Source organism: Ruegeria sp. BE10, assembly GCF_056538905.1.
In genome coordinates this window covers 252,030-273,281 of record NZ_JBQFTX010000003.1, presented here as the reverse complement: position 1 = coordinate 273,281, position 21,252 = coordinate 252,030, and the positions used below count along the sequence as shown (strand labels likewise).

20 protein-coding genes, 1 tRNA gene and 1 pseudogene are annotated in these 21,252 nt (G+C 53.9%); 8 read left to right on the top strand and 14 right to left on the bottom strand.

From position 1 onward, the window contains the following. Positions 1-219: 219 nt before the first annotated feature. Positions 220-1,119, bottom strand: a complete 900-nt coding sequence (locus ACR0M2_RS09570) for a LysR family transcriptional regulator (protein ID WP_226688886.1) — start codon at positions 1,117-1,119, stop codon at positions 220-222. 117 nt (positions 1,120-1,236) lie between these two features. Between ACR0M2_RS09570 and ACR0M2_RS09565 the strand changes: the two genes are divergently transcribed. The 4 genes and pseudogenes from ACR0M2_RS09565 (at position 1,237) to ACR0M2_RS09550 (ending at position 3,740) form a co-directional block, all read left to right on the top strand. Next, on the top strand, positions 1,237-1,791 hold the full coding sequence (locus tag ACR0M2_RS09565) for an NAD(P)H-dependent oxidoreductase (protein ID WP_480704793.1): 555 nt from the start codon (positions 1,237-1,239) through the stop codon (positions 1,789-1,791). A 34-nt stretch (positions 1,792-1,825) separates the two neighbouring features. Then, positions 1,826-2,563 (top strand): SDR family NAD(P)-dependent oxidoreductase, encoded by a 738-nt coding sequence (locus tag ACR0M2_RS09560; protein ID WP_170359662.1) that lies wholly within the window; start codon positions 1,826-1,828, stop codon positions 2,561-2,563. A gap of 425 nt (positions 2,564-2,988) precedes the next feature. Continuing rightward, positions 2,989-3,192 (top strand): annotated as a pseudogene (locus tag ACR0M2_RS09555) (integrase); the annotation flags it as partial. Then, complete coding sequence (locus ACR0M2_RS09550) at positions 3,174-3,740, top strand: adenylate/guanylate cyclase domain-containing protein (RefSeq protein WP_480704791.1); 567 nt, start codon at positions 3,174-3,176, stop codon at positions 3,738-3,740. The pseudogene ACR0M2_RS09555 and the gene ACR0M2_RS09550, both read left to right, overlap by 19 nt. A gap of 198 nt (positions 3,741-3,938) precedes the next feature. Here the strand turns inward: ACR0M2_RS09550 and ACR0M2_RS09545 are convergent, their stop codons facing one another. From ACR0M2_RS09545 to ACR0M2_RS09535, 3 genes are all read right to left on the bottom strand, one after another. Further along, a complete protein-coding gene (locus tag ACR0M2_RS09545; RefSeq protein ID WP_480689389.1) occupies positions 3,939-4,346 on the bottom strand; it encodes a universal stress protein in 408 nt (135 codons plus the stop codon). 60 nt (positions 4,347-4,406) lie between these two features. Continuing rightward, positions 4,407-4,856 carry a phasin family protein gene (locus tag ACR0M2_RS09540; RefSeq protein ID WP_480704789.1) on the bottom strand — a complete coding sequence of 150 codons (450 nt, stop codon included), beginning with the start codon at positions 4,854-4,856 and terminating at the stop codon, positions 4,407-4,409. 131 nt (positions 4,857-4,987) lie between these two features. Then, complete coding sequence (locus ACR0M2_RS09535; RefSeq protein ID WP_082643718.1) at positions 4,988-5,458, bottom strand: c-type cytochrome; 471 nt, start codon at positions 5,456-5,458, stop codon at positions 4,988-4,990. Between the two features lie 263 nt (positions 5,459-5,721). Between ACR0M2_RS09535 and ACR0M2_RS09530 the strand changes: the two genes are divergently transcribed. Beyond that, a complete protein-coding gene (locus ACR0M2_RS09530) occupies positions 5,722-6,942 on the top strand; it encodes an APC family permease (protein WP_480704788.1) in 1,221 nt (406 codons plus the stop codon). 48 nt (positions 6,943-6,990) lie between these two features. After that, positions 6,991-8,607: an MFS transporter gene (locus tag ACR0M2_RS09525; protein ID WP_480704787.1), complete on the top strand. Its 1,617-nt coding sequence runs from the start codon at positions 6,991-6,993 to the stop codon at positions 8,605-8,607. Positions 8,608-8,616: 9 nt separating this feature from the next. Here ACR0M2_RS09525 and ACR0M2_RS09520 read toward each other — a convergent pair whose 3' ends face one another. The 8 genes from ACR0M2_RS09520 to ACR0M2_RS09485 all read right to left on the bottom strand — a co-directional run bounded on the left by ACR0M2_RS09520 (position 8,617) and on the right by ACR0M2_RS09485 (position 18,611). Further along, positions 8,617-10,191, bottom strand: a complete 1,575-nt coding sequence (locus ACR0M2_RS09520) for a trypsin-like peptidase domain-containing protein (RefSeq protein ID WP_480704785.1) — start codon at positions 10,189-10,191, stop codon at positions 8,617-8,619. 150 nt (positions 10,192-10,341) lie between these two features. Then, complete coding sequence (locus tag ACR0M2_RS09515) at positions 10,342-10,842, bottom strand: Hsp20/alpha crystallin family protein (protein ID WP_480704783.1); 501 nt, start codon at positions 10,840-10,842, stop codon at positions 10,342-10,344. Positions 10,843-11,038: 196 nt separating this feature from the next. Then, positions 11,039-12,157, bottom strand: coding sequence for an ABC transporter permease (locus tag ACR0M2_RS09510; RefSeq protein WP_170397480.1), 1,119 nt, complete (start codon positions 12,155-12,157; stop codon positions 11,039-11,041). Further along, positions 12,158-14,854 (bottom strand): ribosome-associated ATPase/putative transporter RbbA, encoded by a 2,697-nt coding sequence (gene rbbA, locus ACR0M2_RS09505; RefSeq protein WP_480704781.1) that lies wholly within the window; start codon positions 14,852-14,854, stop codon positions 12,158-12,160. Next, complete coding sequence (locus ACR0M2_RS09500; RefSeq protein WP_480704779.1) at positions 14,851-15,846, bottom strand: HlyD family secretion protein; 996 nt, start codon at positions 15,844-15,846, stop codon at positions 14,851-14,853. Before ACR0M2_RS09500 ends, rbbA begins: the two co-directional genes overlap by 4 nt. 347 nt (positions 15,847-16,193) lie before the next feature. Beyond that, positions 16,194-16,733 carry a SnoaL-like domain-containing protein gene (locus ACR0M2_RS09495; protein WP_480704778.1) on the bottom strand — a complete coding sequence of 180 codons (540 nt, stop codon included), beginning with the start codon at positions 16,731-16,733 and terminating at the stop codon, positions 16,194-16,196. A gap of 296 nt (positions 16,734-17,029) precedes the next feature. Then, positions 17,030-17,815 carry a formate/nitrite transporter family protein gene (locus ACR0M2_RS09490; RefSeq protein WP_480704776.1) on the bottom strand — a complete coding sequence of 262 codons (786 nt, stop codon included), beginning with the start codon at positions 17,813-17,815 and terminating at the stop codon, positions 17,030-17,032. Positions 17,816-18,164: 349 nt separating this feature from the next. Beyond that, complete coding sequence (locus tag ACR0M2_RS09485; RefSeq protein ID WP_058283451.1) at positions 18,165-18,611, bottom strand: universal stress protein; 447 nt, start codon at positions 18,609-18,611, stop codon at positions 18,165-18,167. Positions 18,612-18,985: 374 nt separating this feature from the next. Here ACR0M2_RS09485 and ACR0M2_RS09480 point away from each other — a divergent pair, with 374 nt between their 5' ends. Both ACR0M2_RS09480 and ACR0M2_RS09475 read left to right on the top strand, forming a co-directional pair. Then, entirely contained in the window at positions 18,986-19,366 is a 381-nt protein-coding gene (locus tag ACR0M2_RS09480; protein WP_480704774.1) for a hypothetical protein, read from the top strand. A gap of 133 nt (positions 19,367-19,499) precedes the next feature. Beyond that, positions 19,500-20,024 (top strand): flavodoxin domain-containing protein, encoded by a 525-nt coding sequence (locus ACR0M2_RS09475; RefSeq protein WP_480704772.1) that lies wholly within the window; start codon positions 19,500-19,502, stop codon positions 20,022-20,024. 682 nt (positions 20,025-20,706) lie between these two features. Here the strand turns inward: ACR0M2_RS09475 and ACR0M2_RS09470 are convergent. Continuing rightward, a tRNA-Ala gene (locus ACR0M2_RS09470) sits at positions 20,707-20,782 on the bottom strand. Between the two features lie 141 nt (positions 20,783-20,923). Next, positions 20,924-21,250 (bottom strand): TIGR02300 family protein, encoded by a 327-nt coding sequence (locus tag ACR0M2_RS09465; protein ID WP_170350278.1) that lies wholly within the window; start codon positions 21,248-21,250, stop codon positions 20,924-20,926. Positions 21,251-21,252 lie beyond the last annotated feature (2 nt).

Below are 21,252 nucleotides of genomic sequence, written 5' to 3'. Positions count from 1 at the left end.
CGGATGTCGGCTGCGAGCCCATCCTGTGAATTTGATTTTCTCGCTGCGTGAGCTCGCAGCACAGACTTTTCCGCGTGCGCATCATCTTGTGCACAGCAACGCGTCTGAAGAACCGGCCGTTCCTGCGCAGCGCAGCGACAATGGATGCGCCAACTCACAGGTCGCGGACTTAGTGCTAATTCAGACGACATTGGAGTGAGCTCAATGGCGCCCTTTTGATTAAGCACCAACGGGCTTCTTTTTCAGGTGTTGAATAAAGAGGCGCAGTGGTGTCATCGAACGGTATTCCCGCGGGAAAAAGATATTGATGCCGGGGATGGAAACCCTGTTTTGGACTAAGACTTCTTCGACTAAACCGGATGCCAGTGATTCCAGACACGTGTCGCGAAACGAATAAGCTATTCCCAGCCCGCGGGCCGCCATTTCAACCGTGACCGGCGAAGAGTTTGCGATCAGGCTACCGCCCACTTCGACGGCGTAGTCACCTTCAGGGCCGGTGAATGTCCAGGGGGCGAATTGGCCGGAGCTTTGGAAGCGGTAGCGCAGACAATTGTGTTCCAACAAATCCCTTGGGTTTTCTGGGGTGCCATTCTCCGCAAGATACTTCGGGCTTGCCACCACAGCTGTTTGCAATGGACTTGTTAAGCAGATGGCAATCATATCCTGCGCAATCATGCCACCCATACGAAATCCAGCATGGAAGCCCTCGCCAAGCACATCCGACAAAGCATCGGTTAGCAGCAGCTCAACCTCGATCTCGGGGTATAGCTCCTGGAATGAGACCAGCGCTTCGCGAACGACCAGATGATAGGCGATCTCGGAAATCGCGAGCTTCAACGTACCGCGGGCTGAATGGCCTGCTGTAAGTGCGCTTTCAAGCCCGTCGGCAAGTTGATCAAATGCCGGGCCCGAGCTTCTCGCCAGAGCACGCCCGGCTTCTGTCAGATTGATTGACCGCGTCGTCCGGATGAACAGTGCAGTTCCAAGTCTGTCTTCTAGGTTCTTTAGCTGATGACTTACTGTGGACCGTTTGAGCCCCAGCTTTTGTGCAGCAGCACTCAGGCTGCCGTGTTGAGCAATCGCATTGAACACTTCGAGAGTGGAAAGAGGCAGGCGCATTGGTGCATCTCCTACACCATAGAGATGGTTAACAGGCATATTGTTGTCTGTGATGGAATAAATAGATTTGGCCAACAAGTAAACGCGCCCCCCCCGGACGGCAGAGACAAATCACCAATGAACATTCTCGTTTTGACCGCTCATCCAAACCTCAAAGCCTCATTGGTCAACCGAGTGTGGTTTGACGCCCTGTCAGATGTGGCAGGCATCGCAACCCGTGACCTGATGGCCGTCGGCGGGCGAGAGATGAAATTTGATCCGGAGGTCGAACAGGCGCTGCTTCGGAATGCTGACCGAGTCGTGTTACAGTTTCCGTTCTACTGGTACTCCTCCCCGCCCGTACTCAAGGCGTGGCTTGATCAGGTGTTGCTGGCCGGGTTTGCCTATGGCCCCGGTGGCAGCCTACTGAATGGAAAAGAGCTTGTACTTGCCGTTTCCACTGGCGGACCGGTCGAAAGCTACCGGACTGCTGCATTCAACAATTTTTCCATGTCCGAGTTTCTGACTCCGTTTCGACAGACGGCACTTACAACTGGCATGACCTATCTGCCGCCGTTCGTACTCCACAGTGCGATGAGCCAGGACCAGATCCGGATCGAAGCAAGCGTTCCGGCGTTGATTGCGCATCTGACTGGGCAACAGCCTGAAGCCAGCGCCAAGTTGGCTGGATAGGCACATACCCCTCGCTAAAAATCAGGAGAAGTAAATGGAAAACCTCGAAAACAAAGTGATCCTTATCACCGGTGGTGGTACGGGAATTGGGAAAGCCACGGCATCTGCCTTTATTGCCAATGGGGCGAAGGTGGTTATTACCGGTCGCAGACAATCCGTTCTTGAAGAAGCAACTCAGAAACTTGGGCCGCAAGCCTACGCTATTGTTGGGGATGTCAGCAAAGATGGCGAACCGGCCCGAATTATCGAGGAGACCATCCGCAAATTTGGCCGGCTGGATGTTTTGGTCAACAATGCTGGAACAGGAAAGATGGGTCCACTGTCTGAAACCAGTGACCAGGATATCGAAAGCATTTACCGAACCAACGTGTTTGGACCGCTGGCTTTTGCCCGCGAGGCAACCCCCCATCTTGCCATCAGTAAGGGGGCAATCATCAATATTTCTTCGGTAGTCGCGCGCGGCATGATGCCTGGTGCTGCGGTTTACGCATCGTCAAAGGCAGCTGTGGACCACGCAACCAGACTCATTGCTGCGGAACTCGGTCCAATGGGCATCCGGGTCAATGCGGTCGCACCCGGACTTACAGACACGGAAATAACGGCAGACGTAAAGTCAAATGAACAAATGCTAGGAATGATTATCGCTCAAACACCGATGGGTCGCATCGGTGAACCTGAAGACATCGCAAACGCGGTTCTTTTGCTTGCCGATAACCGTGCCGGGTGGATCACAGGCCAGTCTGTACAAGCAGGTGGAGGGTTCCTGTTGTAAGGCGACGAGGGTGATTTTGAACATCAAGCTTCAATAAATATCCGCAGAGGGTCAAAAGCGACCCGGCAACATCTTCAACATGATGTTGTCGGGTCTTCAATGATTACAGCATGAGATTTCTTGCCGAACCAAACGATTTGCTGAGTTACACCGTCGGGATCAATATTGCGCTGCTGAAGCAACGAAAACCGCAAAGACTGACTCACTTGAATTAGCCTTTGTAGGGCAATGTACGAACTCTGCGTTTAGCGCCTCTTCAAGCGTTAAGCAGCATCTGGAAGATTGGGGCTCAGACCAGCTCAATGCACCCGCAGTGTTTCCCGAAGAACAAGCAATCGGACAACGGCCATTCAAACCAACTGTAAAGTTCAGGTGTCAGCGCAGTGCTGATGTCTGGGCCTGGCGGGAGGATTGGAGGGCCCAACATGCCAAGAATTCAACTTCCCGCTGTCACCCCGAAACGAAGAGCCTGGATCAAGGGCCGGTTCATTGGCCAGAAACGACCGCTGTTGCCGAAACAGGTCTGGGCGATCCGAGCGCGGCTCGAATTGGCGGGCAACCTGCGCGATCTTACATTGTTCAACGTGGCGATTGATAGCAAGCTTCGCGGATGCGAATTGGTGAAACTGGGTTTACCACCATGTGCGAGAGCGACGCCCCTGGCGATGTCGTTGATTTCTTGCGCGGGTATCATGACAGGTTGGGCAAGGCAGTTTTCGAGAACGAAGGCACACTGGACAAATATCTGGGCGACGGGCTGATGGGGACCTTCGGGACACCAGAGCCCAGTGAGAACGACGTCAGTAACGCACTTCAATGCGCCTTTGACATGCTTGAGGTATTGAGCATCTGGAATCGTGACAGAAATGCTGAAGGGCTTCCTCCGGTGCGCATCGGAATTGGCATCCACTTCGGTCCTGTAATTTCTGGTGACATCGGAAACCGGCGCCGTCTTGAATACAGTGTCATCGGCGATACCGTGAACGTTGCAAGCAGGCTGAAGCAGTTGTCGCGGAACCTAAAATCTTCTTTGGTGGTTAGCGGTTTGTTGATCGAGGCAATAAGTCCGACGGACAAGGCTGGGCAATCCTTAGTTAAGTGGTTGGTGTCCGCCGGAGTGCAAGATTTGAGGGGACGACGCGGAAAGATCGGCGGTTGGATCTACCCGCTGAAATAGTAAGTGATTGCACATGGCTTTGCCATTCCCCCGATTCAACTTTCGCAATCCATTCGGTCGGACCCGCTCATTGAGCCGGTCAACGCCATCCATTTCCATATGGTCATGCAGCGTGTGACGATCGTAAAACAACTCGGGTCTGGAAAATCGACTCATCCACAACGCTTAATCGACGTGCGGCACTTACCAGAAACCGGTTCAGCGGATCACGTGGACAGAACAATTGGCGTGGTGAACGACCCGGTTTGCAGTTGACCCAATAAAAATGTTCTCGATCCCCGGCTTGTGTGAGGCCAGCACTATGCAATCGATGTCATTTTCATTTGCGAAGTCAACGATCGCGCGGCCAGCGCTCCCCGAGACAAGGCGCGGTTTCGCACCCGATAGGTCGGCAGCATTCCGATGTAAGCTTTCCTGAAGTTCTTTTCGCGTATTTGCCAGAACTTCCTCGGGTATCTGAGATGCCACATATGCAGGGATCGGTTCCTGCACATGAAGCACTGTGAATTCCGCATCGGCATTCGCCAGCAAACGAGCAGCTTCAAATGAGGCCTGTGTATCGTGATCTTTGTCCAGTGCGACTGGTACCAGAATGTTTTTATACATATGAGCTACCTTCCATTGCTCCAGCTGCGATCGTTCCGACCTCTGCGGTGATACGGCTCTCTATACCGGATCGGATTTCGGAGATTTACCCGCCTTCTTAGCTGTGCTTGCAACATCATCCATTGTCTTTCCCACAGCTTCGACTTCTGTTTCCGCTGCATATGCTGCACATCGGGCAACTGTTTCGAACCATTCCTGAGCGTCAGCCACAAGGCGTTCGGCTGAGTGCTTCTGCCACTCTGCTATGGATTGCAGCGCTTTCGCCGGATCAGTCGGGTCTGCAGCAGACGCCGAGCGCGCAGCCTCCAGCGCGGTTCGCACAGCCTCGTGACGCCTCTCAAACCAATGCTGAGCAAAGGCCTCTGCCTCTTTCAGCGATTTTTCCTGCATGTCCCAGAATTGCTCAAGCTGAGCGCCCAGAAACGGATTGGCTGAAGTAGATGGCTGCATCTGCTTGAAGATATCGACAAGTGGGTTGGAGTAACTTGATTTTGGCTTCTCTTCATGCATCGGAGATTCCTCCTCATCTCTAAATGCTGAATATTAACTGAGATCGAGGAAACTTGCCTTAATGTAAATCAACCAGTGCCGGCAAACGTGGTAGTGGTGTCCTGCAATCCAAGGGTGGACTTTGTGCCAACCTATTCGGTCTGTATAGCCTCAAGATACGCAATCACATTCGCCAACGGCACACCTGCGAACATCGGTTGGCCGTCAGGCATCGTCAGCGCAACTTTTTGATCCGAATCCAAAGCTGGTCCAAAAATGGGCATTTCTCCACCATGCGCGAGCAATGGTGCGCGACCATCAATTTGACGCGCCACCGCCTCAATCGGAAAAACACCGTCGTTTTGGGCCGCGAGCCTCGTCAGATCAGGTGTCCTTATCGCCAGCATCTCCGCCATTGGACCATCTCCTGTGGCCTCGAAACCATGGCATTGCCAACAATAAGTTCTGTAGAGATCGTGCCCATTTTGAAGGTCAATATCCTGCGCCAGTGCAGCACTTGCAGCAAATATTGACAAAAGAAGTCCGCGACAAACTAGCATCTGTTCCTCCTCCGAGATCAGCATTTCGAGTTGAAAATACGCGATATCGAATGAATGCTTCATTGATCTCGCTCATATTCAACCTTTGAGTACCAGCTGGGAAAAACCATCACGAAACGACGGTCGCAGCATTCGGATCCGCCTCTCTGATCAGTCTTAGCGCCTGATGATATAGATCAATGCCAAATAAAGAATTACATTTCAAAGTATGAATGTTTCAGAAGAAGCTCGGCATGAGCGGTGATGAGCCCTTGGTTTATCATCGGGGTGCTTGTTTGCGGCACAGCTTCGGTAACCCGGCAATTGCCCATCAAGGAGTGAGGTGAATGCATACAGTTGATCCACCGTCCCCTAAACTCCGACGTTCTCTCACCACCCCGTTGCTTACATTATATGGGCTCGGTGTTACCGTCGGTGCGGGAATTTATGTGCTCGTCGGCGCAACCGCCGAGGCTGCGGGCCCTTATGCTGCAGTTTCGTTTCTTGTTGCAGCGCTCGTCGTTTCGCTGACGGCTTTGTCGTACGCCGAACTCGCGACACGCTATCCCGTAAGCGCGGGTGAAGCGGCATACGTTGAAGCGGGATTTCAAAGGGGCTGGATTGCGGTTCTAATCGGTCTTGCCGTTGCTGCGTCTGGGATTATTTCAGCCTCCGCTGTTGCGATTGGGGCGACCTCATACCTTCACACCCTGACGGGGCTTGGCACCGCATTGCTTACGATCGGCGTTGTGTCGATCATGGGGCTGATTGCACTCTGGGGCATTACGCAATCGGTGTTTGTGGCAGCCGTGATCACGGTCATCGAGATCGCGGGGCTTCTTTTTGTGATTGGCTGGGGCATGTCTGTGCAGGAACCGCAAGGCCATGAAATTAGTGAGATGATTCCGGGACTCGAGCTCAGCACCTGGCGCGGTATTATGGCGGCATCTCTGCTGGCATTTTTTGCCTTTGTCGGCTTTGAGGACATGGCAAACGTCGCGGAAGAGGTAAAAGACCCAACCCACACAATTCCAAAGGCTATCCTTTTGACGCTCGTTCTGGCGACGGGTTTGTATCTAGCGACCTCGATCACGGTCCTGCTCGTTGTTCCTATCGATACCTTGTCGACCTCGGCCGCCCCACTCACGCTGGTTTTCTTCGACGCACCCGAAGTAATCAAACAAGGGTTCGCCGCAGTCGCAGTCGTTGCAACAGTCAATGGCGTCTTGATCCAGATGATTATGGCGTCGCGGGTGATCTATGGTCTTGCCGACCGGGATCATCTTCCGAAAATACTGGCGACTGTCCCGCAGGTTACCCAAACACCGGTCGTCGCAACCCTGTTGGTAGTTGCGATAATTCTTCTGCTGACGCAAACCTTGCCAATCGGCATACTAGCGGAACGCACATCCCAGATCGTTTTGGGAGTGTTTGTTTTGGTCAACATCTCGCTGATATTGCTGAAGTCCCGGCCAGGGTCAACTCGGGAACATTTCCGCGTACCTCTTTTTGTACCAATTCTTGGGGTGCTGACCAGCGCTCTGCTTTTTGGTGCCGGATTTCTCTGAGAGAAAAACCGACAGCACAGGGTCATCAGAACGGGGTCCAACTGACGCATGAACATTGACCGATCAACATTTGGAAGGCGGTTTTCAGGCTGGTGGCACCGGACTTTCGTCGATCTGATCGCGCAATTGCAATGGTCTTACCTGCCACCATTGATGGTTTACTTTGCGGCCGGGGTTTCGGGGCTAACATCCGTCGTCGGTGCGTTTTTTCTTAAGGACTATCTGAATCTATCCGCCGCTTTTGTTGCGGGATTGGCATTCTGGGCCGGGTTGCCATGGATTCTAAAAATGCCGCTGGGTCATCTGGTTGACCTGTTCTGGCGCTGGAAATCCCTACTGATTGCCGTTGGCGCATCCTTTATCACGGCGTCATTGCTCATCATGTACAGGCTTGTGGCTGCGCCTGACCAAATGGCCGGCATTATGCCACTTGAGGATTGGTACGTCGTTGCCTTGATGTTGGCTCCTTCAGGTTATGCCATTCAGGATGTCGTTGCTGACGCCATGACAGTCGAAGCAGTGCCGCAATCGGACCGAGACGGACGCGCGTTTATTCAGGACGAAGTTCGTGCCCGGCACACCACCATGCAGACCCTCGGCAGGATTGCGATCATATCCGGGTTTGCAGGGGTCGCCGCGATTAACATCTGGATTTTTTCGGGGGCGGAAAATCTGGAGCAAGCCGATCGTTTGGTTCTCTACGGTCGGGTCTATCTCATTGCCCTGGCTATCCCACTGTTGTCTGTCAGTGGAGTGGTTCTTCACGCTCTGATACAGCGTCGCCTCGTTCGTCGAGGACACCTTCTGCACAGACCAGATCAAACCACCGAAGTCAGGTGGCCGATACTGCTGGGCGGACTTGCGTTTGTTGTTCTCAGCATAGTGTTGGGAACCGCAAATTTTGCCTTCGCGCAAGAGACCGTTTTTGCGGTGTCGCTCACGGTCATTCTCTACCTCATGTCGCGTTTGCTGAGAGAGCTGGAGTCGAAACAGGCCAAAGTTCTGATCGGAACAGCAACTATCATTTTCGTTTTTCGAGCAGTTCCCTTGCCAGGACCGGGCCTGACCTGGTTCGAGATCGACGAGCTTGGGTTTGACGAACAGTTCCTGGCCATTCTAGCGCTTCTGACCTCACTACTTGCTCTGCTTGGCCTGATTATCCTCAGGCCGTTTATGGCAAGTCGTTCGATTGCGCAGGTTGTAGTGTTACTCACGATTGCCGCCGGAGTGCTGTCCCTGCCAAACCTTGCCTTGTACTACGGGGTGCATGAATGGACGGCCGCGCGCACAGGTGGGGTCGTGGATGCAAGGTTTATCGCCATTCTTGACACAGCCGTTGAGTCACCGCTGGGTCAAATCGCGATGGTCCCAATGTTGGCTTGGATCGCGCGCAACGCCCCAACACATCTGAAGGCTACCTTTTTTGCGGTCATGGCGTCGTTCACCAACATGGCATTGTCAGCAAGCAGTCTCGGTACAAAATACCTGAATCAGATCTTTACCGTTACCCGCGCGGTTACCGATCCCAGAACGGGTACCGTTGCCTCCGTCGCTGACTATAGCCACTTGGGGAACTTGCTGATTACCGTGGGCTTGATCTCTGTCATCATCCCACTGGCTGTGGTTTTTCTGGTGCAAAACTCGCCTTATCAGACGCGCGATTGAATATGCGGATCAATCGCTTTCATCGAGAAGTATCTTGAGGTGTGACACCGGAACGCCAATATTCGAGCCGCCAAATTCGGGTAAGATCGCGGCATTGATAGCAACCACCTCGCCGTTTCGGTTAAGGGCAGGTCCGCCGCTTCCGCCGGTTGTGGTTTCAGCATCATAAACGACTGCACCGGGACTGGTCTGGGCGACGATCCCCCGGCTGGCCAGAGGCCTGATCTTGTTCTGCTCTGAAAGGTGTTTTGCAATAGTCCAGAAATCGACGGCTCCGTCTCTCTCAAGCGTTTTCAGAAAATCCGGCCCAGCCTGCACAATCAAGGCCTTAAGGCCAGTCGGAAATCCAAGCAAGAAAACTTCTTCACCTGCTCGCGTCGGGTGAGGTGCCAGTGAAAGTCCAAGCCCTTGAACACGGTTCGCATCAACGGACAGAAGCGCCAGATCGGCCGTTTTGCTTGCCCTAAGCAACACCGCTTCCATTGGCTTGGATTGTTCTGGAAGATAAGCCAGCAGGCTAAGTATCTCGGCTTCAAGCCCTGCTGCCTTCAGGGCCTGCGCGCGATCCCCGGTCGTCCAGGGCAAGGCGACATGACGGTTGGTCACCAAAAGAGAGGTGTCCTGCAATAGAAACCCGGTTCCGGTGAACTGAAATTCTGCCGGCGCGCCTTCCGCATCTGGCTCAATCCATGGTTTTCCGAATGGAGTTTTTAGTTTCTCCCCGTCCGGGCCAAGCACATGCCGCAGCAATTTGCCGCTTTCGGTCTGTCGCAATCCGTAAGCACCCTGGATGAAGGCAATAGATCGCGTCGAGGCTGTGATAACTCGCCTCGAAGCACCAGCGCGTTCTTCCAAAGTGCCAAGGCGCTGCTCGGTGGAAATCACCTGGTTGTCAAACGCTTCTCTGAGCGCGACCAGATCATCCGCCGTCAGTGCATCTTCTCGCGTCTGCGTAAGCATGACAGCAACCGCCTCGATCTTGAGAGCCTCCTGTTTAAGGCTGTCCGCCAGCTTCCGATCGTTCTGAAAAAGCAAATAGCCAAAGGCAAAGATCAGAAGAAGCACACCGATAACGGTAACCCTGAACAAAACCGTGGTTTGTGATGTCAGCCGACGCCCGCCTTCGCGCAGCGCACCGGACATTTTTCTGGCGAAGGGTCGTCGGCTGGAGCGCGCATACACATAAGCGTCACTTATTATGTCTTCGACCGTGTGATGTGCAGGGAATGAGTGGTCACACACCCTGTAACGCGACATGGGCCCCTCTGCACCGAACTCAATCATGTCGCCATGCCCAAGAACTGCCGAAGCAGTTTTTTGACCATTGACCCAGATATCCCGGCCAGGCAAAGCGTTTAGCGCGTAACCGCCTTGCGACCACTGAATGGTTGCCACGTCTTCGTCATGCGGGGGCAAATCCTCTTTCCGCCTGAATTTCAGGATACGATCAGGACCCACCGAAGCAGCCAAAGCGTTGCCGACAAGCCAGGTAACGGTTCCGCGGGACGGCCCCGTCAAGCTCTCCAGAAATGCACGGACATCGCCCGTTTCACTTTCCACATCGCTTTTGTCCGGCGTCCGCATCGTCCATCTCTGTTCTCTAACCCTATTGGCACATTATCATGCGCAGCAGTGAAACCGCTATGGTGGGCAATAATGTGCTCTTTTTAAGAACACCAAGGGTCCGCGCATGCTGCCCGGACCATGATGGTTGCGCGTGCGCCTCTATTGCTCCTATTTCGATGAGACCTTAATCTTCCGGCTGGGATCCTGAGGTTCTGTTTTCGGCATCGTGACGTGCAGGACGCCTTTGTCGAACGCAGCGGAAATCTCCTCGATATCGACTGCATCAGGCAGCGTCATTGTCCGAGTGAAACTGCCATAGCTTCTCTCGCTAATGCGCAGATCGCCTGTGTCATCATGCGTAACATTCTTCTGGCCCCGCAGCGTCAATCTGCGGCCTTTGATTTCGACTTCGACGTCGTCTTCTTCGAGACCCGGCAATTCAGCCGTGAGAACGATCGCTGTATCCGTTTCGTGGATGTCAATCGCCGGCGAAATCGCACCTGTCATGTCCAACGACGGGAAGCCCGTGCGTTGCGCGGCTGTTTCCAGCGGCAGGAATGGCGCTGCGCCCCCGAAAAAGCGCGACATCATGGATTCCATTTCGCGTCGAAAATTATCAGAGAGCGGATGTGTTCCAGCAAACAGTTGTGGTTTTTTGTCTTCAAGCATTTTCTGATCCTCCTCCTTCGGTGCGATTGGGGGGAGGCTGCATTATGGCAAAAAACTCGTCTAATTACCTTGATCTTGCGCAAGCAAGCGTCCTCGATAACGCGCCAAAAGGACATCCCGGCCGTATCGGCATTCCGAATGAAACAAGGCGCATTACCGGTCATACGTCCAGGCCAAGGGGTAAACTGATCTGACTCTATTGCGCCACCGAACGTCTGAAAAGCATCAGGCTGGACGCCAGAAGGATTGCGCCGAGTAACGCCATCCATAAGAACTCTGGCCAGACCGTCTCAAACCTCGCCCCCTTGAAGATGATGGATTGGCTGGCGGACATGTAATGGCGGGACGGAAGGATCGATGTTCCGACCTGAAGCCAGTCGGGCTGCCCCTCGATCGGTGTCTCACCTCCCGACAGCATCAGCATCGGAAGGACTGTCAGCATTACCAAAAGTGCAAATTGCGCCATTGAGCGTGCAATCGTTGCAAGAAATACCCCAAGTGCGGTTGCTGTGAAGAGAAACAGGGCGGTGCCAAAAAGAAACAACACCTTCGACCCCGCGATGTTGATCCCCAGGAAACCTTGCATAACAAAGGTCAGCGATAAGGCGGCCGCGACAAGAACCACCGCTGCGTTTGCCCAAATCTTGGCCATCGCAATGTCAAACGGGGTAAGCGGCATCGCAAGCAGATGTTCGATTGTGCCATGTTCACGCTCGCGGATCATCGCCGCACCGGTGAGGATCGTAGTCAGCCACATGATCTGGCCGATGAGCGCCACGATTCCGGCAAAACGAACAGTATCACGGTTGGGATTGAACGCACTGCGCATGATGATATCGACGGGCAATGACTCAGCCAGGTCCGCACCAATGGCAAAGCGACGGATCTCGGCGCTGAGGATATTGACGATATAGTTTGCGCCAATCCCGGCCTGTTCCATCGCCGTCGCATCAATCAGAACCTGAATTTCCGGCGTGCGCCCGGCGCGAACATCTTTCTCGAACCCTGGTGGCACCGCGACCACAAACAGGAAATGCCCGGCATCCATCTTTTCGGCTCCGGTACCTGGTGCGATCTGGACAACGGGTTGAAACTCCGGAGGGAAGAATGCCGTGGCAAGAGACCGTGAAAGGGGCGAGCCATCCTCATCGGCAAATGCAATGGAGGCATTGTTGACCGAGTTCGAAACCCCCGTCGCCTCCATCACGGGTGCCAGCGTGAATGACCAGACCAGCAGCGCCATCATCACCCAATCACGCCGAAGGCTCATCATTTCTTTCAAGCCAAGCCAGAAGATGCAGGACAACCGTTGCATTCATTTCTCCTGCGCTCGAAGTAAAAGGGCAGCGATCAACGTCAGCACTGGTCCGAAACAGGCTAGGGCGAGAAGATCGGGGGCAAGCGCATCCCAGCCCAGTCCTTTGGTGAAGGCACCGACATTCAGGTGCAGGAAATAGGATGACGGCCAGAGTGATCCGATTGTCTGCGCACCGCCTTCAAGAGTTGAAACCGGCTGCAGCAGGCCCGAGAACTGAATGGTCGGTACGACCGAGGCGATCGCGGTGGCGAAGGTAGCGGCCACCTGGCTTGAGGTCATGGTCGCAATGAGTAGCCCATAGGATGTTGTAGCCCAGACATACAGCAACGCGCCGATTGCCAGAGGAACCGGGTTGCCTTTGAGCGGTACATCAAAAACAAAGACCGTCATTCCAGCCAAGAGCAGGAAATTGGCGAACGCGATTGCGATATAAGGGATTTGCTTGCCAACCAGAAACTCAAGCCGCGTCGTTGGCGTTGCATAGAAATTGGTGATTGTTCCCAACTCTTTTTCACGTGCGACGCTGACCGCCATCAGAACTGCCGGTAACATTATCAAAAGGATCGCAGGCATGGCTGGGGCCATTGCGGCAATACTCTCGAAACTCTGATTGTACCTGAAGCGTGGCTCGATACGGGCGATCTCGACCGGATGCACACCGTTTTGGCGGGCCATTGCCGCCAAAAAGGTATTGTGGAGCCCCGCCACATAGCCTTCTACAGTCTCGCCTTTGAACGGAATTGCGCCGTCCACAATTGCAAGCACGTCCGTTGCTTCAACAGAGCGGATCTTGCGCCCAAAGTCAGGTGGGAGTTCGACAACCAGCGAGGCATCTCCTCGGGCCAGCCGTTCATGGCCCTCATCGATACTCGTCAGTGGCTGCGTTGGGTTGAAGTAGCGCGATCCTGAAATCTCTGCAATGTAGGCGCGGCTTTCTGGCCCCTGTGACAAATCCAGTACCGCGAAATCCAGTTCTTCGATGTCCAGCGTAATCCCATAGCAAAAGACCAGCATCAGGATCACTGAGCCCAGGAACGCAAACGCCAAACGCACGCGGTCGCGCAAAATCTCGATGGTTTCACGCTTCGTGTATGCCAGTGTGCGCCTGATACCCCCGCCAGCGCTGTCATCAAGGGCATGAACCGATGCCTCAGGAGCTTTCACCGGTGCCGGAGGGTCAGCTGCCTTCAATACCGTGACAAATGCTTCTTCCAGACTGTCTACCTGTGCCCCGGCGATCAACTCATCCGGTGTTCCCTCAGCCAGAACACGGCCCGCGTGCATGAACGACACCCGATCACAGCGCTCTGCTTCGGCCATGAAATGGGTCGAGACGAAAATCGTCACTTCTTCATCTCTCGAAAGCTCAATCAGCAACGCCCAAAACGAGTCGCGCGCCTCAGGGTCCACTCCCGAGGTTGGCTCATCCAGGATCAGCACGCGAGGTCGGTGGATCACAGCGACGGCCAGGGAAAGACGTTGCTTGATGCCAAGTGGCAGCGCCGTGGCCAACATGTCCATATGTGCAATCAGGCCAAAGCGTTCCGCCAGTTCATCGATACGCCTATCGCGGTCCGTGATCGCAAAGATGCGGGCATGTAGCTGGAGGTTCTGCCGAACGGTCAACTCGCCATAAAGCGAGAATGCCTGACTCATGTAGCCAATCTCGCGACGCATCCTCAGGTCGCGTGCATCAACCGGTCTTCCGAACAACAGCGCCTCACCGTCACTTGCGGGCAGAAGACCTGTCAGCATTTTCATGGTGGTCGACTTGCCGCAGCCGTTCGACCCGAGGAAGCCGAAAATCTCACCACGGTTGATCGAGAATTCGACGTTATTGACTGCCGTGAAATCGCCAAAGCGCCGCGTCAATCCGCGTGCCGTGATCACTGGGTCTGCCTCACTGTGATGTGTGGGCGCTTTCCTTGGTGCGATCAGGGGATCTCCGTGCGCCTGCAACCGCCGGTAGGACGTTTCAAGATCGCTGGCTTCCCCCTTCAATTCTGCCGGAGAACCATGGAAAAGCACGCGCCCGGCATCCATCGCGACGATAAAGTCGAATTGTTCGGCTTCTTCCATATAGGCTGTCGAAACCAGTATGGAGAGGTCGGGAGTAGCCTCTCGGACCGCGTCGATCAGCGCCCAGAATTGACGCCGCGACAGTGGGTCGATGCCGGTGGTCGGCTCATCCAGAACCAAAAGCTTAGGATCATGGATCAGTGCACAACACAGCCCAAGCTTCTGCTTCATGCCGCCCGAGAGTTTTCCCATCAGACGATCAGAGAATGGCGCAAGCCCGGTTGCCGACAGCAATGCTGCGATCCGGATGTCACGCTCCTGTTGCCCCTGTCCGAAGAGACGCGAAAAGAACTCAAGGTTCTCGCGCACCGACAATTCTGCATAGAGGTTCCGGCCCAACCCCTGCGGCATAAATGCGATCGCTGGGCAGATTTTGTGACGATGGGCACGGTCGTCGATCGATCCACCGAGAACCTTGATCGTGCCGGATTGAAGCTTCTTCGCGCCGGTGATCAATCCCAAAAGCGTTGATTTGCCAACCCCGTCAGGCCCGATCAGCCCAATAAGCTGACCTACCGGCAGGTTAAGCGACAGGTTATCGAGTGCTTTCCGCTGGCGATACTTATGCGTGACACCACTGACGCAGAAATCAGATGTGCCCGCCTGGGAATTCATTCGAACAATTCGGGTGGAATCCGCCTTTCCAGATATTCCGGCCATACACTGTCAGAAGTAAGCCTGATCACAGCGATACCGCGAAGGCCGGTTTTCACATGTTCGATCCGTTCTGTGATCAGATCCTCAGGAATGCGAACCCGAACGCGAAAGACCAACTGTTCACGCTCGCTCAATGTCTCTACCTGCTTTGGAGTGAACTGGGCTTCGGGAGATACAAAAGTGACGGTTGCAGGAACGGCAAAATCCGGCAAGGCATCAAGTACGATGCGCGCCTCAGCCCCGATGGGCAGCAACCCCGCTTCGCGTGCGGGCAGGTACACGTCCATATAGACGTTCTCTAAGCTGAGAAGCGTAAGGATCGGCTCACCCGCGCCAACAACTTCACCGGGCTCAGCCAGTCTGTAAAGAATGCGCCCCGGCATAGGGGCAACAAGCGAAGCATCCTCGATCTGGGCGACGATCCGGCGCACTTCGGCTTCGGCAGCCGCGATCTGGCTGTCCGAGGTTGCAACCCGGGCCTTGGCGGCACCCAGAACGGCGTCGGCAACCTGAAATGCGGTTTCGCGATCTTCAAAGACTGTCATCGAAATGTTTTGACCGGCCAACAGTGCCTTTGCCCGTTCCAGTTCCTGCGCCGCGCGACGCTGTTGGCTTTCTCGTTGGACAACAACAGCCTCGGCTTCGGCCTTGGCTTGACGCGCCAATGCTACTTCGGCTTTGGCGCGATCAAGCGCTGCAGACAGTTCATCGGTGTCCATCTCGACCAACAGTTCACCTACAACAACCAAGTTGCCTTCTGCCGCCAAAACCTGTGCAACCCGCCCTGCGAAGGTGGGGGCAATTTCCACTTGTTCGGCCTCTATCCGTCCATTGCCCTGTACAAATCCAACTGGCAATTCACTGCTGTCTTCTGAAACGAATAGGTACAACGCCGCACCTGCGAGAAGGAGCATTACGACGATCAGTATTGCGCGCACATTCTTTTTCATGATCTGGCGTACCGCGGTTAAAGCTACTAGGTGACGTTATCTCAAACCCCGCAAAACGCTTTGTTTTGGATCAAACAGAGCCCTTTAGAGGGTTGTTCAGGCCAAACTCGGGTAGAAAACCGGCGCAGCAGTCTGATTGTTAACCCGCATCAATGGCTCAATGCGGATTTAACGGCGTGACTTTAGATTTCGGTTGCGCCGAACTGACGGAATTGTTGCGCATGGGCAAGCATCACGCGGTCGAAACAAATGCCCAATTGTCCATCCATCGTGTCAAAGCACTTACAAGTCACACTTCCAGCGTGCGGATGAAATCAACACTGCGTCAGTATTGCGGGTTGCCGCTGCTACTTCGGCAACATGAAGAACTCTTCCAGTACAATCTTTCCGTCTGCTACTGAATAAACTGCAATCTCACTCAAAGTGATACGTTGCCCAGTTTCCTTCTGCTTTACTACAGCCTTATATCGCACACTGAAGCGGTTTGGGGGATGAACATAGGGGCCATCGACGTCAAATTCGATGATTTCATGAGCTGCCAGCCAATCCTCTCTTTTCCCTTTGATAGCATCACGGCCTTTGGTGATGCGAAACTGTCGAACCGGAGGCACAACCGCTTCTATGGATTGAGCGTTCTCGGCATACATTTCATCAACATTTGTAAGGCCCCTGCGATCACGCATCGCCTGAACAAATGTTCTTCCAATATCGACTAATTCTTCCATGATAGCCCTCATTTTAGGCATCAACTGTATCACATCTTGCCTTTTCCAATCTTGACGAGGATCAATGAATTTAGATGTTGGCGAAGAATCCAGTTCGGGAACGAGAGGGCAATTAGTGCAGTGGTAAAGAACGGCCCAATTCCCGGCACCGTCATCAGCCAATGCGCCATCTCCTTGCCTCGTGGTCGGTGAGTCACCTCCGCATCCAACTCTCATATCTGACTGATCAACTGGCTCGCATCCCGATCAGCGGACTTAGGCAAGCCTGTGCCGCTTCCCCTTGTGTTGCACCATCATGCGACAACCGATATCGACCACGAAGACAACCATGCTCCTGGCATCTAGACTATTGAGTGCAGGAAAAGCTTGTTTTGGGCTGCACAATTAGACAACGCCTTCAAAACCAACTTAAACCGATCGTTTTGTTCTGGCGGGCGCAGTGATCGAAGAAGTGGGTCTTACCCTTTAGTAGCGCCAAGGTAAGCAAACCAGTAGGCCAAGGCGACTCCTCCCGCCCCGCCGACAATATTGCCCAGAGTAACCCACAATAGATTGGTCGCCGCTGAGAAAACCGGCACAGTTGCCCCCGCTGCCCAACCCTGCGGGAAGAAAAACATGTTCGCAATCGAATGCTCGAGTCCCAGCAACACAAAAGCAGTGACGGGCCACAAAACGGCCAGAACCTTGCCGGCGACGCTGCGGGCGGCAAAGGACAGCCAAACAGCAAGGCATACCAACCCGTTGCACAGTGCGCCACGGGCGAAGGCCTCCATCGGATCCAACCCCGCTTTGGCATCGGCTATCACCACGGCGGTATTACCCATCGGCCCCTCGAGCAGGCCGGTCAGAGAGAAGGCCAATGCAAGCCCGAGGGCGCCCACGAAGTTTCCGGCGTAGACGATGCCCCAGCTTCGAAACAGCAGTCGCAGTGGTATCTTGCGGTCGACCGCTGCGATCACCATCAAAACATTGCCGGTGAATAATTCTGCACCACCTGCGATCACCAGGATAAGGCCCAGGGAAAACACCGCGCCACCCAGAACGCGGATCGGCCCCGCAGCGCTGTCTGCGCCAGTAACCGCCATCGTATAGGCCGCTGCGCCAAACCCTATGAATGCCCCGGCCAGCATCGCAAGAACGAACATGGGTGCCATTGGCAACTTTGCCTTTGTGACCCCAGCAGTCTCAACTAACGCCGCAATTTCAGAGGGTTTATGAGCGTCGAACAGGGACGGGGTGTTCATGTCGGGCTCCAAAGTTACCACGGATCTACGTATCAGGGATTGTGCAGCCTATCTTCTGACCTTGAACCAAAGCACAAATAAAAAGGGGAAGTTTATCTATTCCACCACAGTTCGGGTCGTTTCGTCTAACACAGTTTGGTCGCCGGTCATCGCCACAGGCACCCATGACCTCGGTTTCAGCATCCGTTTTCGTGTCACCGTCATGAAGCAGTGGATGTCAGACTCCGTTTTCACGGCCGGGAGTTCAGCGTCACGGGGTAGCCATCGAAACTTAATTCTGCCACGAGATTTCAATGCAAAGCTTATTGATCGTCATCGTTTTTGTGCCGATTGGGACCAAGTTTGAAATTTAGGCAACGGTCAAAACCGCACAAGTGGCATTCCGACTGATGCCTTGAGAGGTGCTCCCTTGAATCAGGCTACCAATGCTTCCCAATCCGCGGCGGCCCGTCACAATTAGGTCAGCTTTGCATTGCTCGGCGCATGCGATGATCTCGTCGACCGGATCACCGCGTTGGGTATGTGTTTGCGAAACTGTCTGATTGTATTCTTTGGCAATCTCTTTACCCGCGGAAATGATCTTGTCTGCTGCCTGCTGAACCTCTTCGTCTGAAGGCATTGTCGTGACGGCGTGATAGCCAGCAACAGCGCCCATTGCGAAAGCCACGGTTTGCGGCTGAGGTGTATGGACAAGGTGAATTTGGGAGCCATATTTGCTTGAGATATCACAGGCAACGCGTAGAGCTGCTTCTGACGCCTCTGATCCATCCAAGCCAACCACAATTATTTTGAACATGTCGCACACCCTCCTTTGTGAGGGGTCAGTATGGGTGAACTTGCAGCAACTAGCATTGACTCAAATCAACACTTTTCGCTGCAAATTCGAGCGTTGTCGTCCGTTCGTTTCCAGAAGGTTCACGGTAACCGAACAAATTTAATGACCGTTGGAGCTGCAAGCTAGTCTCGCCAAAGGGGCGACAGCGTATTTTACTGCAAAAAGCCTCCTGCAGGCACTGCTTTGTTCAAAGGGTGTCAATTTGGGCCCAATGATAAAGATCAAGAGTAATGGCGAGAAGTATTGCTATTATGGACGTGCTTTTCAGTCCCTTTGGCGAGGTTGGCAGCTTTCCTAAGACACGAAATTCAATCTAATTCCTGAGGATAACGACTATGCAGCCCTCTCCGCCTTGGATTCGCCCAGCTGCAATAGCCGCGGCATTCTTCGGTCTCCTGACAATATTCTCCGGCGGAACGGCCCTGTTTGGGGGTGCCGCCGCTAAAGCAGCAGTTGGAGATGCAGTTCCACTCGTGCTTTGGTTCAATTTTCTGGCTGGGTTCGTCTATCTGCTGGGCGCATTCGCGCTCAATAAGTCCTTAATCTGGGCTCATCGAATTGCCTGGGTGATTGGATTATCTACACTATTGGTGTTCGCTGTTCTTGTAGTTGTGGCTCTTATTGGAACGCCGTTTGAATGGCGAACCGTCGGAGCAATGACCATACGAACTGGATTTTGGTTGGCGATAGCCGTCTCGCTTTCCAGAACCGCATGAGCCAACCAAACGACGCCGCACTCGCGTCCAAATAACTTGGCAAGACAGTCACTTTTGATTGAGATCAAGGGCTGAAGCGAAAGGTTTCGGCATAGTTGGTGCGCTTTTCGGATCGATTTACGGGAGGATCGAAATGACAGTACTGATTGCCTACGGCACCATTGAAGGTCAGACTGCCAAGATTGCTCGCTTTGTCAACGATGTCACAAGAAAAGCCGGCTACGATACAATACTGATCAACACCGGAGACCAGATACGACACGTGTCCCTGACAGGTGTGGACAGGGTCATTCTTGCGGCTCCTGTCCATGAACGCCGGCACCCCAAGCTATTCGAAGCGTTTGTTGAAACGCATAGAGACGCGCTTGCGTCCCGGAAGTCGCTAGTGCTTTCGGTCAGCCTAAAGGCGGCTTTTGCAAGAGGCCAGGAAGACGCCTGGGACTATCTTACCGAAATGCTGATGCGTACGCATTTTGAACCTGACCTAACGGCTTTGGTCGCGGGTGCTGTGCAGCCTGACAACTATGGGTATTTTGAAGAAGAGATCGTTCAGCATGTTGTCTTAAAGGATCAAAAGATCGATCCAAGGGACGGTGCTCGGGAGTTCACCGATTGGGACGCTTTAAGGGAAACCGTGGTAACATTCTTGGACAAATGATCCATCCCGTGGCTTAACTACTGCCTTTCTTCAGTTGTCTTACCTGTAAATGTCGCCGCCACATTGCGCCTACGCCAGTTTTAACAGGCGTTCGAATTCACTGAAATCCATTCGCATGCCACCACCAGCCAGGCTATAAGATGCACGATATGACACTGAACAAGATGGCTATGATTAGGGCCTGAAATATTAAATTAGTAATGCGTGTCATTGGATCTAACTTCTTCGCCTATTGTGTCTTGTGGTTATTCTCGAACCAGCCCTTCGAGAAACCGCAGTGCATGCTCACCTCGTCCGCTCCTCAATGATCGGTTTTGGTCGCAGCGAAAAAGGCAGTTTGAAGTTCGGCAAAATTGGCCTTCGTGAATGACTGTTTCGGAGAGCTGTGTTGCATCGCAAGGATAGGCGTGCCGCAGGAGCGAAGACCTTCTGCTTGAGCAATAGCCGCGGCTGCGAAAGGCCGTTTTGTCCGCAGCCCTGCCGTCTGTGAAACGCCGGGGAACGTCCGGAATGCGCGGTTTTTGACCTACCGCATGTGCGAAAGGCGCAGATGAGACTAAGGGCAGCTCCGGGCTCATTCCGGCCATTTGCTGCATGGAATATTTAAGGCCGCTTCGGTCCCAAAGGAAAATGCTGCTGCCAAAAAGGAAAAACTCTGGTGCTCGTACCATTTTTTGAGATTTGGTGGAGCCTAGGGGAGTCGAACCCCTGACCTCTTGCATGCCATGCAAGCGCTCTCCCAACTGAGCTAAGGCCCCATCAAGGTACTGCCGAAGCAGTGGGCGGACGTTTATGAGACGGCGACGGCGAGCGCAAGACCAAAAATGGAATTTGCCAAAAAGTTTCCGACCCGCGTCCGGGGTGGGCATGAGGCGACGCGGGGCCGCCTCTGACCGGTTTTAGTTTTCGTCTTCCGACGACATGTCGGTGATATCGTCCAACGAGACGTTATCGTTGTCGTCGTCATCATCGTCCAGAAGATCGTCGTCCAGTTCGACGTCGACATTGTCGTCATCATCCAGAACGATATCTTCATCCGACGCGTTCTCACGCGCTTTGGCCGAGGCGGCATCTTCCGCATCTGCGGCGATCATCCGGCTTTTGCCGGTCTCAAGCTCCACGATCTCGCCGGTATAGGGGCTGACGATCGGGTCCTTGTTCAGGTCATAAAACCGCTTACCGGTTGTCGGGCAAACGCGCTTTACGCCCCATTCTTCCTTGGGCATGT

Bases quoted from the DNA above. Each gene is read 5' to 3' on its own strand.
- ACR0M2_RS09570 (WP_226688886.1), bottom strand. From the start codon at position 1,119: ATGCGCCTGCCTCTTTCCACTCTCGAAGTGTTCAATGCGATTGCTCAA.
- ACR0M2_RS09565 (WP_480704793.1), top strand. From the start codon at position 1,237: ATGAACATTCTCGTTTTGACCGCTCATCCAAACCTCAAAGCCTCATTG.
- ACR0M2_RS09560 (WP_170359662.1), top strand. From the start codon at position 1,826: ATGGAAAACCTCGAAAACAAAGTGATCCTTATCACCGGTGGTGGTACG.
- ACR0M2_RS09550 (WP_480704791.1), top strand. From the start codon at position 3,174: ATGCGAATTGGTGAAACTGGGTTTACCACCATGTGCGAGAGCGACGCC.
- ACR0M2_RS09545 (WP_480689389.1), bottom strand. From the start codon at position 4,346: ATGTATAAAAACATTCTGGTACCAGTCGCACTGGACAAAGATCACGAT.
- ACR0M2_RS09540 (WP_480704789.1), bottom strand. From the start codon at position 4,856: ATGCATGAAGAGAAGCCAAAATCAAGTTACTCCAACCCACTTGTCGAT.
- ACR0M2_RS09535 (WP_082643718.1), bottom strand. From the start codon at position 5,458: ATGAAGCATTCATTCGATATCGCGTATTTTCAACTCGAAATGCTGATC.
- ACR0M2_RS09530 (WP_480704788.1), top strand. From the start codon at position 5,722: ATGCATACAGTTGATCCACCGTCCCCTAAACTCCGACGTTCTCTCACC.
- ACR0M2_RS09525 (WP_480704787.1), top strand. From the start codon at position 6,991: ATGAACATTGACCGATCAACATTTGGAAGGCGGTTTTCAGGCTGGTGG.
- ACR0M2_RS09520 (WP_480704785.1), bottom strand. From the start codon at position 10,191: ATGCGGACGCCGGACAAAAGCGATGTGGAAAGTGAAACGGGCGATGTC.
- ACR0M2_RS09515 (WP_480704783.1), bottom strand. From the start codon at position 10,842: ATGCTTGAAGACAAAAAACCACAACTGTTTGCTGGAACACATCCGCTC.
- ACR0M2_RS09510 (WP_170397480.1), bottom strand. From the start codon at position 12,157: ATGCAACGGTTGTCCTGCATCTTCTGGCTTGGCTTGAAAGAAATGATG.
- rbbA (WP_480704781.1), bottom strand. From the start codon at position 14,854: ATGAATTCCCAGGCGGGCACATCTGATTTCTGCGTCAGTGGTGTCACG.
- ACR0M2_RS09500 (WP_480704779.1), bottom strand. From the start codon at position 15,846: ATGAAAAAGAATGTGCGCGCAATACTGATCGTCGTAATGCTCCTTCTC.
- ACR0M2_RS09490 (WP_480704776.1), bottom strand. From the start codon at position 17,815: ATGAACACCCCGTCCCTGTTCGACGCTCATAAACCCTCTGAAATTGCG.
- ACR0M2_RS09485 (WP_058283451.1), bottom strand. From the start codon at position 18,611: ATGTTCAAAATAATTGTGGTTGGCTTGGATGGATCAGAGGCGTCAGAA.
- ACR0M2_RS09480 (WP_480704774.1), top strand. From the start codon at position 18,986: ATGCAGCCCTCTCCGCCTTGGATTCGCCCAGCTGCAATAGCCGCGGCA.
- ACR0M2_RS09475 (WP_480704772.1), top strand. From the start codon at position 19,500: ATGACAGTACTGATTGCCTACGGCACCATTGAAGGTCAGACTGCCAAG.
- ACR0M2_RS09465 (WP_170350278.1), bottom strand. From the start codon at position 21,250: ATGCCCAAGGAAGAATGGGGCGTAAAGCGCGTTTGCCCGACAACCGGT.